The organism is Microbacterium testaceum (assembly GCF_003075375.1).
Lineage (GTDB): Bacteria > Actinomycetota > Actinomycetes > Actinomycetales > Microbacteriaceae > Microbacterium > Microbacterium testaceum_E.
Map to the genome: position 1 here is coordinate 17513 of NZ_QDFT01000002.1, position 15594 is coordinate 33106.

Consider the following 15594-nt stretch of genomic DNA (forward strand, 5'->3'; position numbering starts at 1 on the left):
GATGGCGGACCGCTGGCACAGGCTCTCGCAGTCACCCACCACCTCGGGCGTCGTCGACGGGGTCGCCCCGCTCACCGCGGAGGATCTGTTCCGCTCGCCGCCGGACGCGTCGGCCGTGCCCCTCGACGAGAAGCTGCGGCAGACCTACTACTGGATCGTCAACCGCGCCGTCATCTCGCCCTACTACGACGTCGAGTTCTCGAGCGGGGCGCCGTTGGCCTTCACCCTGGGCGATGCCGGGGCCGAGCTGACCCTGCCGAGCGAACCGTCGTTCTCGTCGAACGTGCTGCTGCCGCTGTTGAGCTTCGCCGTCGGCGGGAGGTGTCTGCTCATCGGCGGTCCGGGGCGTGGCAAAACGACCGTCGCCGTGCTCATGGGGGTCCTGTCGGGGTCGACGCCCGACGACGTGCGGCGCGGCGTGCAGCAGGGTCAGCCGCAGCTCACGATCAGCGATCTGGTCGGCATCCCCCTTCCCCGCGACCTGATGAACGCGTCGAGTCTCGCCGAGGTGGGCGTCGCGTGGCGCGACTGGCTCTCGCGACCGGTGAAGATCGTCGACGAATACAACCGCATCCCCACCAAGACCCAGTCGGCGCTGCTGACGATGGTGGCCGAGGGGTACGTCGAGAGTCACGACCAGATGCGGCGCACCGCCCCGGCGGAGGGCGTCGAGAGCTGGTTCTTCACCGCCAACGACGACGCGGGCGGCGGGACCTTCCCGGTCATCCAGGCGCTGCGCGACCGCATGGACGTGACGGTGCCGGCGGCGGGCTTCAACAGTCGGTTCCTCGACGAGCTCATCACGCGCGTCGAGGCGGGCGAGAAGCCCGAAGAGCACGTTCCGGCCGAGCTGGTTTTCGGCCCCGACGAGCAGACCGCGATGCGAGCGGCGATCCGGGCGGTGCCGGTGCCGGCCGAGGTGCGACGACGCCTGGAGTTCTTCCTCAGCCACTTCGAGTTCGTCCAGGGCGGGGGGCGCCGGTTCGAGTACCGCACGAAGGACACCGTGACCACCGCGGGCGGGCGCGTGGCCGAGACCATCGAGGCGAATTCCGGAGCGGATCTGATGGCCGATCTCGGCGCGCAGACGTTGAACGGTCTGTCGGTGCGGGCGCTGCAGACCCTCATCGTCTACGCAAAGGCCGTGGCGTGGTTCCGGGGGCGCGACGCGGTCTCGCTCGCCGACGTCGCGGCGATGGTGCCCTTCGTCCTGCGCGGAAAACTCCTGCCCAACCCCACGCACCCGCGATTCGACGTGGGCGTCGAGCGCGAGTTGTCGACCGACACGATGAGCTGGCTGAGCGACGTCTTCGCCGAGTCGTGCCGTCAGTACGACGCCCTCGGCCGGGGCGCCGAGGATCCGGTGCGCGACCTGTTGACGCAGCTGGATGCCGGCCTCGACGGGGTCTCGGCGGTCGAGGCGTCGCGCCGGCTGACCTCGATCGAGGCGCGTCTGCGCGCGATGTCGACGACGGGCAAGCTCTACGGCCGCGACTTCGACGACCTCACCGCCCTGAAGTACCTGCACCAGCGCTACACCGCCTACCTTCGGTGGGTCGAGGGGCGCGCGTGATCCGTCGCCCCGGTCATCAGGCCGACGTGGAGCCCCCGCGCGGCGTGCCGACGCCGGTGCCCGGTCTCGACCTCGACCGCGCCGCGACCGCGGTGGTGGCGGCGGGTGGATCGGCGGCTCGCTTTGGGCACGCGCTCGCCGCCGGGCAGGCGCAGCTCGCCGCCGACGCACCCGTCGACCTCGTCGTGACGCTCGCCGGGATCGCCGGGTGGCGCGCGGGCGTCCTGGGGCTGCGCGACGACGCGCTGGCCCGCATCGTCGACGTCCCGCCACCGGCCGCGGCGGCCGCGCTCGGTCTCGCCGAGGCGGATCTGCGGGCCTTCACCGACCGTCAGCGGATCGATCGGTTCTGGTGGCCCGGCCGCACGGCGAGCCGCGGGTACGTGTGCGCGATCGGCGGCTTCGCGGGCTTCGGCGGCGCGTGGACGGCGCCCCCGGCCGATGCCCGGTCGCTCGCCGAGCCGGGCGCCTTCGCCGTGCGCACCGCGCGACGGTGGTGGCGAGTCGACGCCGATGTCTGGGGGTCGAGGCTGACGGAGCTCCCCGCGGAGCCGACCGCCGCCGCGCCCCGGGGCGGTGGGGCCACGGCATCCCTCGTCACCTTCTCGGAGTCCTACCTGGCCGGGGTCCACGTGGCGGAGTCCGCGTGAAGACGATGCCGCTCGCCGGGGACGACCGCCGCGCGTGGGAGAGCGCCCAGCAGCTGTGGGGCGTGCGGATGCACGACGCCACCCTGCGACCGGGCGCGGGGAGGGAGCACGGCGCACCCGCGTGGTTCACCTTTCCCCCGCAGATCGTCGTGGACCCGCGGATGGTCGCCGACCTCGGCGGCGCGGACGAGCTCGAGAGCGTCTTCGCGCACGAGCTCGGCCATCACGCCCTCGCCCCCGGCACACGGTTGGATGCGCTGAAGATCCGCCACCAGTTGGCGCGCACCCTCGTCGCCGCCGGAGCCACGTCGCTGCGCGACGACGACCTCGCGATGCTGGCGAACCTGTGGACCGATCTGCTCGTGAACGCGCGGGTGGCACTGCTGCAGCGGCGGCGGGACGGCCCCGGCGAACCGGGGATCACGCGGCTGTCGCGCTCGCTCTTCCGCGCCTCGCGCGACACGGGAGGGCGGCTGTGGTGGGTGTACCTGCGCACGTATGAGCTGCTGTGGAACCTGCCCCCGGGCACGCTCTGCGCGGTCCAGCCGCCGCCCGCGCCGCGGCTGCCGCAACCGAGGCGGGCCGACGTCGAGGCCTCGGAGCCGTACCGCCGCCGGGCCGACGACAGAGTGCGCGCCGCGCGGGTCGAGGCCGAGCGCGTGGCGCGGGAACTGGCCGAGGCGACGATCACGCGCCCCGTCCTGGACGCCGACCTCCTCGCCGAGCTCGTGCGGACCTTCGCGGGCGACGCGGTGTCGGGGGCGCTGCGGTTCGGTGTGCTGATGGCGCCCTACGTCGTCGCTGATCGCGCGACGCTCGAGCGCATGCCGAGCGGGGTGTGCGCGGCCGACGATTCCCCGCCCGGCGGGTCGGAGCTCGGGAGGGTGCTGGCCGATCGCAGACTGCACGAACCGCTCCCCGCGCGCGAGATGCCCGGGCGCGGGCCCGCGAGCGGCGTCACGCGTTCGGACGGGGGTGGGGCGGGACAGGCCCTGGGGATCGCCGAGACCCTCGAGCTCTACGATGCAGCGGACCAGGATGCCGTGCTCGCCGCGTGGTACCGCTCCGAGGCCGCGCGGTGGGTGCGTCCGCTGACGCGGCGCGCTCCGTCGACGCCGTCCGAGGAGCTGCCCGGACCGGTCGAGACGTGGGAGACGGGCGACGATCTGGCCGACCTCGACTGGCCGGCGACGCTCCGAGCCGGGGGAGTCGTGGTGCCGGGGATCACGACGCGGCGCCGCTCCTTCCTCGCCGACGAGCCGCTGCCGCGCGAGACGAGCATCACGCTCGACCTGTACATCGACTCGTCCGGCTCGATGCCGGACCCGCAGACCGGCTCGCCCGCGGTGCTCGCCGGCACCATCCTCGCGCTGTCGATCCTGCGGGGCGGGGGTCGCGTCCGCGTCGCGAGCTTCTCGGGGCCCGGCCAGGTGGGGGGCAGCGAGGACTTCTCGCGCGACCCGGTCCGCGTGGTGCGCGATCTCGCCCTGTTCTTCGGCGGAGGGACGACGTTCCCCCTCGATCTGCTCGAGCGTCGCTCGCTCGGGAGGCAACCGGCCACTCGGGAACGCCGCCATCTGGTCGTCCTGTCGGACGACGGGCTCGTGTCGATGTTCGGCGAGGGCGATCCCGATCGAGCCGGGGTCGCCGCGCAGGTGCGCGCGACGCTGTCGACGGGCACTCTCGTCGTCCTCGACAGCTCGCGGCAGGTGGAACCCCTCGCCCGGGCGGCGGGGTACGACCTGCTGTACATCGAATCGATGGACGACGCCCCCCGGGCGTGCGCCGAGCTGGCGGAGGTGCTCAATGGCTGACGCCGACGAACTCCTGCGGGTGTGGTCGACCCTCGCGCCCCCCGAGGCCGAGGCCTGGGCGCTCGCGAGCCCCGGCCCGGCGCTCGACGCGGTCGCCGTCCGACTGTCGAGCGTGCCGCGCCCGTTCCTCGACGACGAGGTCTCCCTCGCGGCCCTGTCGGGCGATGTGATCGGGGCGGTCTGCGCCTCGGCCGCCCACGCGGACGACCCGCGCGTGCGCCGCGGGGCGGCGATCGGTCTGTGGTTGCTGGCCAGCGAACAACTCGTCGAGCCGTTCCGACCGTCGCCGGCCGGTCCGCGGGCGATGCGCGCCGTCGACGCGTTGGCGCTCCGGCTCGCACCGGTGGTGGACCCGCTCGACTGGTTGTCCGACGACGAACGGCGAGAGGAGGCCGCGCGCACCTTCCTGCTGTGGGCGGGGTTCCTGCCCGCGGGTGAGGACCGTTCGACCGCGCAGGCGCTGTGGCAGGCGCGGGACTCCCTGCGCCGTAGCAGCGCCCTCGCCGAGGCCTACGCGGCGCACGAGCACCGTGCCGAGATCGCCCGGCGTCTCGCGGAGGCCCGAGCCAGAGAGGCTGCGGCGAGGTACTCGAGTGAATGACCACGGCACGTCGGCGCTGCCCGACCGCGACGGGACGACGGCGACCCACGATCCTGACGACCCTCTCGCGCTGGGGGAGTACCGCCCGGGTGCGACGGCGGTGCTGACGGATGCCGAACGCTGGCCGACCCTGGACGCCGCGGCCGCGGCCCGCCTGGACCGCTGGCGGTCCCACCCCGCCGCTCCCGCGTGGGTGCACGCGACCGGCGACCGGCTGACGGCGGAGGCGGTCGAACGGACGCGCCGGCCGCTGCCGCTCGCGGGGTGGATGGACGAGCATCTCGCCATCGCCCGGAGGCTGCCGTTCTACCGGGGGATGACGGGCCTGGAGTCCCTGGCGGATTTCCCCCTCATCGGTCGGTCCGACCTCGTGAGCGACGTCTCGGCGTTCGTCCCCCTCGACGCCGACCTCGACCGCTTGCTCCACGGCACGAGCTCGGGCTCCACCGGGGCGGCGCTCGTCATCCCCGACGACGTCGAAGAGGTCGCGCGGGGGTTCCATCTGCTCGTCGATCTCGTCCGCCGCGCCGGGGTCGAGTGGCGCCCGGACGCGGAGAGGATGGCCCTGGTGTGGGTGCTGCAGCAGCGTCAGGCGTTCACCTACGTCTCGGTGATCAGCGGGTTCGCGCACCGAGCCATGGCCCGGGTGAATCTCGACGAGCGTGCCTGGCGGGTGGCATCCGACCGCTCCCTCTTCCTCGCCGACGCCGATCCGCAGGTGATCTCGGGAAACCCGACGAGCCTGGCCGAGCTGCTGCGCGACGACCTGCGCTCCATCGTGCGTCCGCTCGCGCTCTTCTCGGGCGCGATGGCCCTGGCGGCGCCGCTGCGCGCTGAGCTCGAGGCCGCCTTCGCGTGCCCGGTGATCGACGTCTACGGTCTGCACGAGACGCGGCCGATCGCGGCGCGCACCGACGACGGTCCGTTCCGCGTGCTGGATCGCCGGGTCCATGTCGAGGTCGTGGATGCCGCGGGGCGGCCGCTGCCCGAGGGCGGCGTCGGAGAGCTCGTCGTGACGGCGGGCGAGAACCCCCTGCTGCCCCTGGTCCGCTATCGCACGGGAGACGTCGGGCGCCTGGTGCGGCTCGCAGACGGAGCGGTGGGCATCGCCGACCTCGAGGGCCGCGAGCACACCGAGTTCGTCACCGGGGCGGGAGGCCGCATCCCCTCGGTCGATCTCACGCAGCAACTGCAGACGTACGGCGCACGCGGCTGGGCCGTCGTGCAGGCCCCCGACGGTGCGGTCGAGGTCACGATCGCGGGGGGCGATGCCGCCCGGGTGCGGCGGGCGCTGCAGGCGCTGCTCGATCAGCGGGTCGTCGTCACCCGCGTCGAGCGGCTGATTGACCTGGGTGAGGGCAAGCCCCGGCGGTTCGTCTCGCACGCGGCCCCGCGGCCCGCATGACGCGAGCCCCCTCCCGTAGCGGGGAGGGGGCTCGCGCCGGCACCCCTCAGTCGAGGTACTTTGCGTAGGCCGGGAGCGTGAGGAACGCGGGGAACTCCTCGCGCAGGGCCACCTCGCGGAACACCGCGGCGGCGTCGTCGAAGCGGTCGCCCTCGGACCGCGGCGTCTCGGCGAGCATCTCGGTCACGATCCGCTCGACGAGGTCGCGCGTGATCGGGGTCCCCTCGACGGTGCGGTGGTCCTGGTGGATCCACTGCCAGATCTGCGAGCGCGAGATCTCGGCGGTCGCGGCGTCCTCCATCAGGTCGTCGATCGCGACGGCGCCCAGACCCCGCAGCCACGCCTCGATGTACCGCAGGGTCACCGACACGTTGCCGCGCACGCCCGCCTCGGTCACGGGCCGGCCGATGCGCACGTCGAGCAGGTCGGCCGGTTCGACCGTCACCTCGTCGCGGGTGCGGTGCAGCTGGTTCGCCGCCGTCCCCAGCACCGCGTCGAACTCGGCGCGGGCCACCGGGATGAGATCGGGGTGGGCCACCCACGTGCCGTCGAAGCCGTCGCCCGCCTCGCGCCGCTTGTCGGCGGCGACCTTCTCGAACGCCGCCTCGGTCACCTCGGGCTTGCGCCGGTTGGGGATGAACGCGCTCATGCCGCCGATCGCGTAGGCGCCGCGCTTGTGGCACGTGCGCACGAGCAGCTCGGTGTAGGCCCGCATGAAGGGCACCGTCATCGTCACCTCGCTGCGGTCGGGGAGGACGAAGCGCGCCCCGCGGCCGCGGTAGGTCTTGATGATCGAGAAGATGTAGTCCCACCGCCCGGCGTTCAGGCCCGCGCAGTGGTCGCGCAGGGCGAAGAGGATCTCCTCCATCTCGAACGCCGCGGGCAGCGTCTCGATCAGCACGGTCGCGCGGATCGTGCCGTGGGCCAGACCCAGCCGCTCCTCGGTGAACGAGAACACGTCGTCCCACAGCCGCGCCTCTTCGGCGGACTCGATCTTCGGCAGGTAGAAGTACGGACCCCGGCCCGCGGCGATCAGCGCGTGCGCGTTGTGGAACACGTACAGGCCGTAATCGACGAGGGAACCGGATGCCGGCAGCTCCCGCCCCGCCCGGTCGATGAACGTCACGTGCTTCTCGGGCAGGTGCCATCCGCGCGGGCGCATCACGATGGTGGGCGTGCGCTCGGCGGTGACCTCGTAGCGCTTTCCCTCGGCGCTCGTGAACGACAGCTGCCCGCGGATCGCGTCGAACAGCGACACTTGTCCGCCGATGACGTTCGCCCAGGTGGGGCTCGTGGCATCCTCCTGGTCGGCGAGCCAGACCCGCGCTCCGGAGTTGAGCGCGTTGATGGTCATCTTCGGGTCGGTGGGGCCGGTGATCTCGACCCGTCGGTCCTCGAGGCCGGGACCCGCTCCGGCCACGCGCCACGAGGGGTCCTCGCGGATGTGCGCCGTGTCGGCGCGGAAGTGCGGGTCGTCCCCCGTGCCGATCTCGAAGCGGCGGCGCAGGCGCGCAGCGAGCCGGTCGTGGCGACGCCGGGCGAAGCGGTCGTGCAGCTCGGTGACGAAGGCGAGCGCGGCGGGGGTCAGGATCTCGCCGTCGCGTCCCTCGAGGGGGCGCTCGAGACGCAGATGGGGGAGGGATGCCGAGGGTGCCGGCATCCGGGATTCTTCGGCGTCGGTACGGCTCCCGGTCGGCGGGGTCGCGGCGGTGGGCGGGGGAGAGGTGATGAGGGTCATGGTCGTGGCTTTCTGTGCGGTGCGCCCCAGCCCGTGGCCCGTCACCCGCTCGCGGCCCGCCGCAGATGTCGAGTGTCCAGAACACGCCGCGAGAGTCGAGGCGGTTACGGCGTGTCCAGGACAGTCGACGGGCTGACGAACGGGTGGGCGGGGAGGGGCGGACGGACGGGGCGTGAAAGTGAGGTCAGTGGAACTGGGCGGTCTCGGTCGAGCCGGCCAGGGCGAGCGTGGCGCTGTCGGGGTTGAGCGCGGTCGAGACGACGTCGAAGTATCCGGTGCCCGCTTCGCGCTGGTGGCGCGTGGCGGTGTACCCGTTCGCTTCGGCGGCGAACTCGGCCTCCTGCAGCTCGACGTACGCGCTCATGGCGCGCTCGGCGTAGCCGCGGGCGAGGTCGAACATCGAGTGATTCACGGCGTGGAAGCCGGCCAGCGTGATGAACTGGAAGGCGTAGCCGAGAGCGGCCAGGTCGGCCTGGAACGTGGCGATCTGCTCGTCGTCGAGGTGGCGCTTCCAGTTGAAGCTCGGCGAGCAGTTGTAGGCGAGCTTCTTGCCCGGGTAGCGGGCGTGGATCGCCTCGGCGAAGCGGCGGGCCAGCTCGATGTCGGGTTCGCCCGTCTCGACCCAGATCAGGTCGGCATAGGGGGCGAAGGCGAGACCGCGCGAGATCACGGCATCCAGTCCGGGTCGCACCCGGTAGAAGCCCTCGCTGGTGCGCTCGCCGGTGAGGAACGCCGCGTCGCGCTCGTCGACGTCGCTGGTGAGCAGGTCGGCGGCCAGGGCGTCGGTGCGGGCGATGATCACCGTCGGCACCCCCGCGACGTCCGCGGCCAGGCGGGCGGCGTTCAGCGTTCGGATGTGCTGCTGCGTGGGCACGAGCACCTTGCCGCCGAGGTGACCGCACTTCTTCTCGCTGGCGAGCTGATCTTCCCAGTGGATGCCGGCGGCCCCCGCCGCGATCAGCGACTGCGCCAGCTCGTAGGCGTTCAGCGGCCCACCGAACCCCGCCTCGGCGTCGGCGACGATCGGCGCGAGCCAGTCCTGCGTGATCTCTCCCTCGGCGCGCTCGATCTGGTCCTGGCGCAGCAGCGCGTTGTTGATGCGCCGGACGACCGCGGGCACGCTGTTGGCGGGGTACAGGCTCTGGTCGGGGTAGGTCTGCCCCGCGAGGTTGCCGTCCGCGGCGACCTGCCAGCCGCTCAGGTAGATGGCCTTGAGCCCGGCGCGCACCTGCTGGACGGCCTGGCCGCCGGTGTAGGCGCCGAGCGCGCGGACGTACTCCTCGGTGTGGATGAGGTTCCACAGGTTCTCCGCTCCCCGGCGCGCGAGCGTGGACTCCTCGCGGACGCTCCCGCGGAGGCGGACGACGTCCTCGGCGGTGTATGTCCGCTCGATGCCGTCCCAGCGCGGGTCGTTCTGCCACGCGGCGCGGATCTCATCGGCGGTCTCGGTCTGGTCGCCGGGGCGCAGGGGCTGCTGGGCGGGGGTGGCCTGGATCGTCATGTCGTCCTCCTTCGGGTGCCGGGGCGTCGGTGCCCCGTGCAGACCACTGTCCGCGAAGAACCACCCCCTGCAAGAGAAATGTCGCAGTGAAGTTCGACCGATCTTCTGTTCGTGTGAGAACCTTCCGGTATGGACACCGGCGTCTCCCTCCCCGCGGCACCCCTCCCGCTCGACCATGAAGAGGTGGACACCCTCACCATCGGTCGGCGCATCCGGCAGCTGCGCACCGCGCGCGGTCTGACCCTCGACGACCTCGCCGCGGCCGTCGGGCGCGCGCCGAGCCAGATGTCGATGATCGAGAACGGCCGCCGCGAAGCGAAGCTCACCCTGCTGCAGGCGATCGCGCGGGCGCTGGAGTGCCGGCTCGATCAGATCCTGGATGCCGAACCCCTCGACGCCCGCGCGGCGCTCGAGATCTCGGTGGAACGGGCCATGCGGGGCCAGACGTTCCAAGCGCTCGGGATCGAGCCGTTCCGTGTCGGCCGGTCCGTCCCCGACGAGGTGCTGTCCGCGATGCTCGCGCTGCAGGGCGAGATCGAACGCCTGCGCGAGGAGCGGTCGGCCACCCCCGAAGAGGCCCGCCGCGCCAACGTCGCGCTCCGGCGGCTGATGCGCACACAGGACAACCATTTTCCCGAGCTGGAGCGCGTGGCATCCGGGATGCTCGCGGCGATCGAGCATCCGGGCGGGCCGCTGACGCAGCGCGGGGCGAGCGACATCGCCGCGCACCTCGGGTTCACGCTGCACTACGTCCCCGACCTGCCGTCGTCGACGCGCAGCATCGCCGACGTGAAGAACGGACGGCTGTACCTGTCGACGCGGGTCGCGAAAGGCGACCCGCGCGCCGCGGTGCTGCAGGCGCTGTCGAGCCGCATCCTCGGCCACGGCGAACCGACGAGCTACGACGAGTTTTTGCGCCAACGCGTCGAGACGAACTACCTCACGGGTGCCCTGCTCATGCCCGAGGAGCACGTCGTCCCGACCCTGCACGAGGCGAAGGAGCGACGCGCGCTGAGCATCGAGGACCTGCGCGACGCCTACTCGGTGTCGTACGAGACCGCCGCGCACCGCTTCACCAACCTGGCGACGGTGCACCTCGGCATCCCGGTGCACTTCCTCAAGGTGCACGAGTCGGGCACGATCACGAAGGCGTACGAGAACGACGACGTGAACTTCCCCACCGACCGGCTGGGCTCCATCGAGGGGCAGATGTGCTGCCGGCGCTGGACGAGCCGCGTGGTCTTCGACGAGGACGATCTGTTCAACCCGTACTACCAGTACACCGACACGGGCAACGGCACCTACTGGTGCACCGCCCGCGTGGAGCAGTCGAGCGAGGGCGCGCACTCGGTCAGCGTGGGCGTGCGCTTCGACGACACGCGGTGGTTCAGAGGCCGCGACACGACCAACCGCGCCGTCTCGCGTCACGCCGTCGAGACCTGCTGCCGACGGGCGCCCGCCTCGCTCGAGAACGCCTGGCGCGGTCAGGCGTGGCCGAACGTCCGGACCCCGCGCACGCTGCTGGCGACCCTGCCGACCGGGTCGTTCCCGGGCGTCGACACGACCGAGATGTACGAGTTCCTGGAGGCGCACGCCCCCCGGTGACCCCGCCGGGGGCGGGGGCCCACCGCGGCGGGTCACCGGTGCTGTCGCGGCGACGGCGGCAGTGGTGCGGTGGTGGGGCCGGGCGTGCACAGCGGCGGGTTGCGGGTGCGACACGCCGGGGGAGGGATGCCGTGGCGCGGCGTGTCGGAGAAAGTCCCGCCGTTGTGCACGGGTGCGCGTCGGCCGGGGGTTTCGGCCGGGGCGCGGTGTCGGCCGGCGGGGACGTCAGCGGCCCAGGTGCAGACCGCGATCGACGTAGGCGAGGATGGCCGCTTCGACGGTCGGCCAGTCGTGCACGATCAACGCGTGATCGAATCGGAGTGTCACGAAGCCCCACGCGGCCGCCCGCGCGTCACGTCGGAGGTCACGGTGTCGTTGGTTTTCTCCCTCGTGAAACGGTGCACCATCGGCCTCCACGATGAGTCGGTCGCCGATGAGGAGGTCGACCCGGCCCCCCGAAACGACGCGCGTCTGCGTGCGTACGGCGAGCGCGTGCGTGCGGAGCCGCCACCTCATCAACGATTCGAGACCGCTGTCGGCATCCGATCGGGCAAAAGCCAGTGCCGCGCGTCCGGATTCGTTGATGTGACCGTGGAGCCAGGCTCGGTCCGCCGCCGTGAGCAGTCGCTTCCGCAGTGCCGACTCGACCGCCACGAAGAACTCCTCGACGCCGAGGCACCTCAGGATCTGGCGGAGGGCCACCGCGACCCGGGGGAGGTCGAAGAAACCGCCGGTGGGGAGGTCGTCCCAGTGCGGGCGGCACGCGCAGTCCTCGTGGGCGTGCGTGTGGCCTGAGCCGTGCAGCCACACGTGGACCACGTCGGTCGCGTCCAAGACCCACAGTCCGAGATGACGAGCCGCCGTCACGCAGGCGAGCGCGCCGCCGTGCCGTGCCGCCGATACGACCGGTCGGCACGCGCCCGCGTCGACGTAGACGCCGCGACGCAGATGAAGCAGGGAGCCCGACGACACGGCGGCGGCGAGGGCGCGGCGGGTCAGTCCCTCTGCGCGCAGTTCGGCGTAGGTCCGGACGGGGGTTCGATTCGTGCACATTCCTCCACCATCCGGCTGCGCATCCGCGCCGGAGGGCGTGCGGCCGCTGACCGTGGAGAACTCACCCCTGGGGAGAGGTCGCGACCGTCCGCGCCCCCGGCCCGGTGTCTCCCTCGCGCCGTGCACAACGGCGGGCCGATCGTCCGACACGCCGTGTTCGGCCGCCGTGTGGTCGGCGAGTCGTGAAAGTTCCCGCCGTTGTGTCCGGTGGAGGATCCGCCGAGTCCTGCCCGTCCGGTCAGGCCCCTCGTCGCCCCGGTCCTGGTCCTGTCACCCTCGCGCCGTGCGCAACAGCGGGCCGATTGTTCGACACGCCGTGTTCGGCCACCGTGTCGTCGGCGAGTCGTGAAAGTTCCCGCCGTTGTGTCCGGTGGGGGATCGGCCGAGTCCTGCCCGTCCGGTCAGGCCTCTCGTCGCCCCGGTCCTGGTCCTGTTCTCCCTCCCCGCCGTGCACAACGGCGGGCCGATTGTCCGACACGCCGTGTTCGGCCGCAGTGTGGTCGGCGAGTCGTGAAAGTTCCCGCCGTTGTGTCCGGCCGACCCCGGACCCGGGGCCCCGGACACCCGAGCCCGACCCCCGACCCCCGACCCCCGACCCTGCCCCCGACCCCGACCCCGACCCTGCCCCCGACCCTGCCCCCAAGCCCCCGCCTACTCCGCCAGCCGCAGCGCGGCCCACACCTCGGCGCGCGCGGCGAAGCCCGACAGGTCGCGCCCCAGGACGCGCTCGGCCTGCGCGATGCGGGCGCGCACGGTATGGCGGTGGATGCCGAGGGCCTGCGCCGTCGCCTCGTGCGAGCAGTCGTGGGCGAGCCACGCGTCAAGGGTGTCGAGCAGGGCGGACCCCTGGGCCGCGTCGTGGGTGCGCAGCGGCGTGAGCGCGCCGAGCGCGACCGTGCGGGCGGCCTCGGACCCGAGGGCGGCGAGCAGCCCCGCGCGCGCGGTGTCGGCGAAGTCGGCGACACCGGGGGTCGAGAGGCGGTCTCGGGCGGTCCGCGCCTGGGTGAGGGCGTTCGAGAATCCGTCGTACCCGGTGGGGGCCGAGCACCCGACGACCAGCTCGAAGCGCTCGGCGATCTCGTCGAGCGGCGCGCGGGCGCCCGCCGGGACGACGAGCACGATCCCGTCGTCGCCGCGACCGAAGAACAGTTCGCCCCGCCCCTCCTGGGCGCGTACCTCGAGCCACTCGGTCAGCGCCGTCGAGCGGAGGGATGCCGCGGGCGTCAGCGCCACCACGACGGGCGCCGCGGGCAGGGGGCCGAACAGGTCGCGGCCCGCGCGGCGCGCGAGCGCGGGGTCGTCCGTGCACAGCGACTGGATCAGGCCCGCGCGGAAGGTGCCGATCGCCCGTCCGAGCCCGTCCTGCTGCTCGAGGGCGAGGGCCGCCATCGCGACGACCGCGGTCACGACGCTGCGGGCCTCGTGGTCGAGGTCGTCCGCGGCGATCGCGAGCGCGCCGCGCAGGTGTCCGCCGCGGCCGAGGGTCTGCAGCGTCACCGACACGCCCTCGGCACGCAGGGGCGAGGCCGCGCGCGTCCCGCGCCGAAGCATGGCGATCACCTCGCCGGTCACCGCCTCGACGGCGCCCGCTTCGAGGCCGTCTCGGGGGTATTCCGTACGCAGTGCCCCGGCGGCGTCGAACAGCCCCACCCAGCAGCCGAGCTGGCGGGACAGCTCGGCGAGCGTGGCCGAGAGCCCGTCGGGGCGCAGAGCGGCGAGCGAGACGGCGCGCTGCGCGGCGAGAGACCAGCTGCGGCGGGCATAGGCGTCGGCGGCGATGGCCTCGGCGCCGGCCCGCGCCACCGCGATGAAGGGCGTGCGGTACGGGACCTCGAACAACGGCATCCCGCCCTCCAGGCAGGCTGTCGTCAGACCGGAGGGGATGCCGTCGCGCACGACCTCGGTGCCGAATCCGAGCGCGCGGACACCGCGGGCGAGCAGGCGACCGACGTAGGCGGGGTAGTCGGCCGCGTCGTCGAACTGCGTGCCGGTCGTCAGCAGGACCAGGCCCTCGCTGAGGAACGGCGTGGGGTCGACGAGGTCGCTGGAGTGCACCCAGCGCACGGGGCGGTCGATGCTCCCGGCGGGCAGATCGGCCTCGTCGACGACGAGGCGCAGGCGCAGGTCGGAGCGCGCGAGCAGCGCGCGCAGACTCGGCGGGGCGACGGCGGCGTCGGCCATGGACACTCCTGTACGACTCGTATACGACGGCGCCTGCGACTGTACACGCAGGAGAGTGCGGGGCGCGCCGCGCCGTCCGTAGCATCGCGGCCATGAGCCTCGACACCCTCCCCCTCGTCGGCGGTCCGTCCCTCGCCCAGGAGCGCCGCCTCGTCACCGCCATCCCCGGTCCGCGCTCGCAGGAGCTGCTGGAGCGCAAGGCCGCCGCCGTGGCATCCGGCGTCGGTCACACCGTGCCCATCCAGGCCGTCGCCGCCGGTGGCGGGGTCGTCGTCGACGCCGACGGCAACTCGCTCATCGACCTGGGTTCGGGCATCGCCGTGACCAGCGTCGGCAACGCCCACCCCGCCGTCGTCAAGGCCGTGCAGGAGCAGGTCGCCGCGTTCACGCACACGTGCTTCATGGTCTCGCCCTACGAGTCGTACGTGTCGGTCGCCGAGGCGCTGAACCGTCTGACCCCGGGCGACCATGCCAAGAAGAGCGCGCTGTTCAACTCGGGTGCCGAGGCCGTCGAGAACGCCGTCAAGATCGCCCGCAAGTACACCAAGCGCCAGGCGGTCGTCGCGTTCGACCACGGCTACCACGGCCGCACCAACCTGACCATGGCGCTCACGGCCAAGAACATGCCGTACAAGAGCGGCTTCGGTCCGTTCGCGGCCGAGGTCTACCGCGCCCCGCTGTCGTACCCCTTCCGCGACGGTCTGACCGGACCCGAGGCCGCGGCCAAGGCGATCTCGGTCATCGAGAAGCAGGTCGGCGCCGAGAACCTCGCCGCCGTCATCATCGAGCCCATCCAGGGCGAGGGCGGCTTCATCGTCCCCGCCGACGGCTTCCTCAACGCGATCGTCGACTGGTGCCGTGACAACGGCGTCGTCTTCATCGCCGACGAGGTGCAGTCCGGCTTCGCCCGCACGGGTGCGATGTTCGCCAGCGAGCACTTCGGCATCGTCCCCGACCTCGTCACCACCGCCAAGGGCATCGCGGGCGGCCTTCCGCTCGCCGCCGTCACCGGTCGCGCCGAGATCATGGATGCCACCCACACCGGCGGTCTAGGTGGCACCTACGGCGGCAACCCGATCGCGTGCGCCGCGGCTCTGGCATCCATCGACGCCTTCGAGAACGAGGGCTTCGTCGAGCGCGCCCGCGAGATCGGCGTCCTGCTCAAGGACCGCCTGCACGCGCTGCAGCAGAACGACCCGCGCATCGGCGACGTCCGCGGACACGGCGCGATGATCGCCGTCGAGTTCGTCGACCCCACCACGGGCGCGCCCGACGCGGCTCTCACGTCGGCGGTGGCCAAGGCCGCGATCGCCGAGGGCGTCATCGTGCTCACGTGCGGCACGTACGGCAACGTCATCCGGTTCCTCCCTCCGCTGTCGATCGGCGACGAGCTGCTGACCGAGGGCCTCGACGTCGTCGCGGCCGCCCTCGCCCGCAGCTGACCGGCGTCCCGACGGCGGCGGAGGACCCGAA

11 protein-coding genes are annotated in these 15594 nt (G+C 72.8%); 7 read left to right on the top strand and 4 right to left on the bottom strand.

Annotated features, from left to right (window positions below; all coding sequences use genetic code 11):
• The first annotated feature begins 1 nt into the window (after window position 1).
• From DC432_RS00875 to DC432_RS00895, 5 genes are read left to right on the top strand one after another with little or no spacing between them, the layout of a single operon-like run.
• Window positions 2-1573, top strand: coding sequence for an AAA family ATPase (locus DC432_RS00875; RefSeq protein WP_116536286.1), 1572 nt, complete (start codon window positions 2-4; stop codon window positions 1571-1573).
• Window positions 1570-2223, top strand: a complete 654-nt coding sequence (locus tag DC432_RS00880; protein ID WP_116536287.1) for a potassium transporter Kef — start codon at window positions 1570-1572, stop codon at window positions 2221-2223. Before DC432_RS00875 ends, DC432_RS00880 begins: the two co-directional genes overlap by 4 nt.
• Before the next feature lie 5 nt (window positions 2224-2228).
• Complete coding sequence (locus DC432_RS00885) at window positions 2229-4037, top strand: VWA domain-containing protein (RefSeq protein ID WP_243392978.1); 1809 nt, start codon at window positions 2229-2231, stop codon at window positions 4035-4037.
• Window positions 4030-4638 carry a phosphohydrolase gene (locus tag DC432_RS00890; RefSeq protein ID WP_116536289.1) on the top strand — a complete coding sequence of 203 codons (609 nt, stop codon included), beginning with the start codon at window positions 4030-4032 and terminating at the stop codon, window positions 4636-4638. The genes DC432_RS00885 and DC432_RS00890 overlap by 8 nt, the downstream gene beginning before the upstream one ends.
• Window positions 4631-6043: an AMP-binding protein gene (locus DC432_RS00895; RefSeq protein WP_243392970.1), complete on the top strand. Its 1413-nt coding sequence runs from the start codon at window positions 4631-4633 to the stop codon at window positions 6041-6043. The genes DC432_RS00890 and DC432_RS00895 overlap by 8 nt, the downstream gene beginning before the upstream one ends.
• 46 nt (window positions 6044-6089) lie before the next feature.
• Here DC432_RS00895 and aceB read toward each other — a convergent pair whose 3' ends face one another.
• On the bottom strand, window positions 6090-7703 hold the full coding sequence (gene aceB, locus DC432_RS00900; RefSeq protein ID WP_116536403.1) for a malate synthase A: 1614 nt from the start codon (window positions 7701-7703) through the stop codon (window positions 6090-6092).
• A 262-nt stretch (window positions 7704-7965) separates the two neighbouring features.
• A complete protein-coding gene (gene aceA / locus DC432_RS00905) occupies window positions 7966-9282 on the bottom strand; it encodes an isocitrate lyase (RefSeq protein ID WP_116536290.1) in 1317 nt (438 codons plus the stop codon).
• A gap of 129 nt (window positions 9283-9411) precedes the next feature.
• Between aceA and DC432_RS00910 the strand changes: the two genes are divergently transcribed.
• Window positions 9412-10887 (top strand): XRE family transcriptional regulator, encoded by a 1476-nt coding sequence (locus tag DC432_RS00910; protein ID WP_243392971.1) that lies wholly within the window; start codon window positions 9412-9414, stop codon window positions 10885-10887.
• Between the two features lie 225 nt (window positions 10888-11112).
• On the opposite strand, the gene DC432_RS00915 is transcribed toward DC432_RS00910, so the two are convergent.
• Entirely contained in the window at window positions 11113-11940 is an 828-nt protein-coding gene (locus DC432_RS00915; RefSeq protein ID WP_116536291.1) for a type IV toxin-antitoxin system AbiEi family antitoxin domain-containing protein, read from the bottom strand.
• A gap of 651 nt (window positions 11941-12591) precedes the next feature.
• On the bottom strand, window positions 12592-14121 hold the full coding sequence (locus DC432_RS00925) for a PucR family transcriptional regulator (RefSeq protein ID WP_116536293.1): 1530 nt from the start codon (window positions 14119-14121) through the stop codon (window positions 12592-12594).
• Window positions 14122-14213: 92 nt separating this feature from the next.
• Between DC432_RS00925 and gabT the strand changes: the two genes are divergently transcribed.
• Window positions 14214-15563 carry a 4-aminobutyrate--2-oxoglutarate transaminase gene (gabT, locus tag DC432_RS00930; RefSeq protein ID WP_207770719.1) on the top strand — a complete coding sequence of 450 codons (1350 nt, stop codon included), beginning with the start codon at window positions 14214-14216 and terminating at the stop codon, window positions 15561-15563.
• The last annotated feature ends 31 nt before the right edge of the window (window positions 15564-15594 follow it).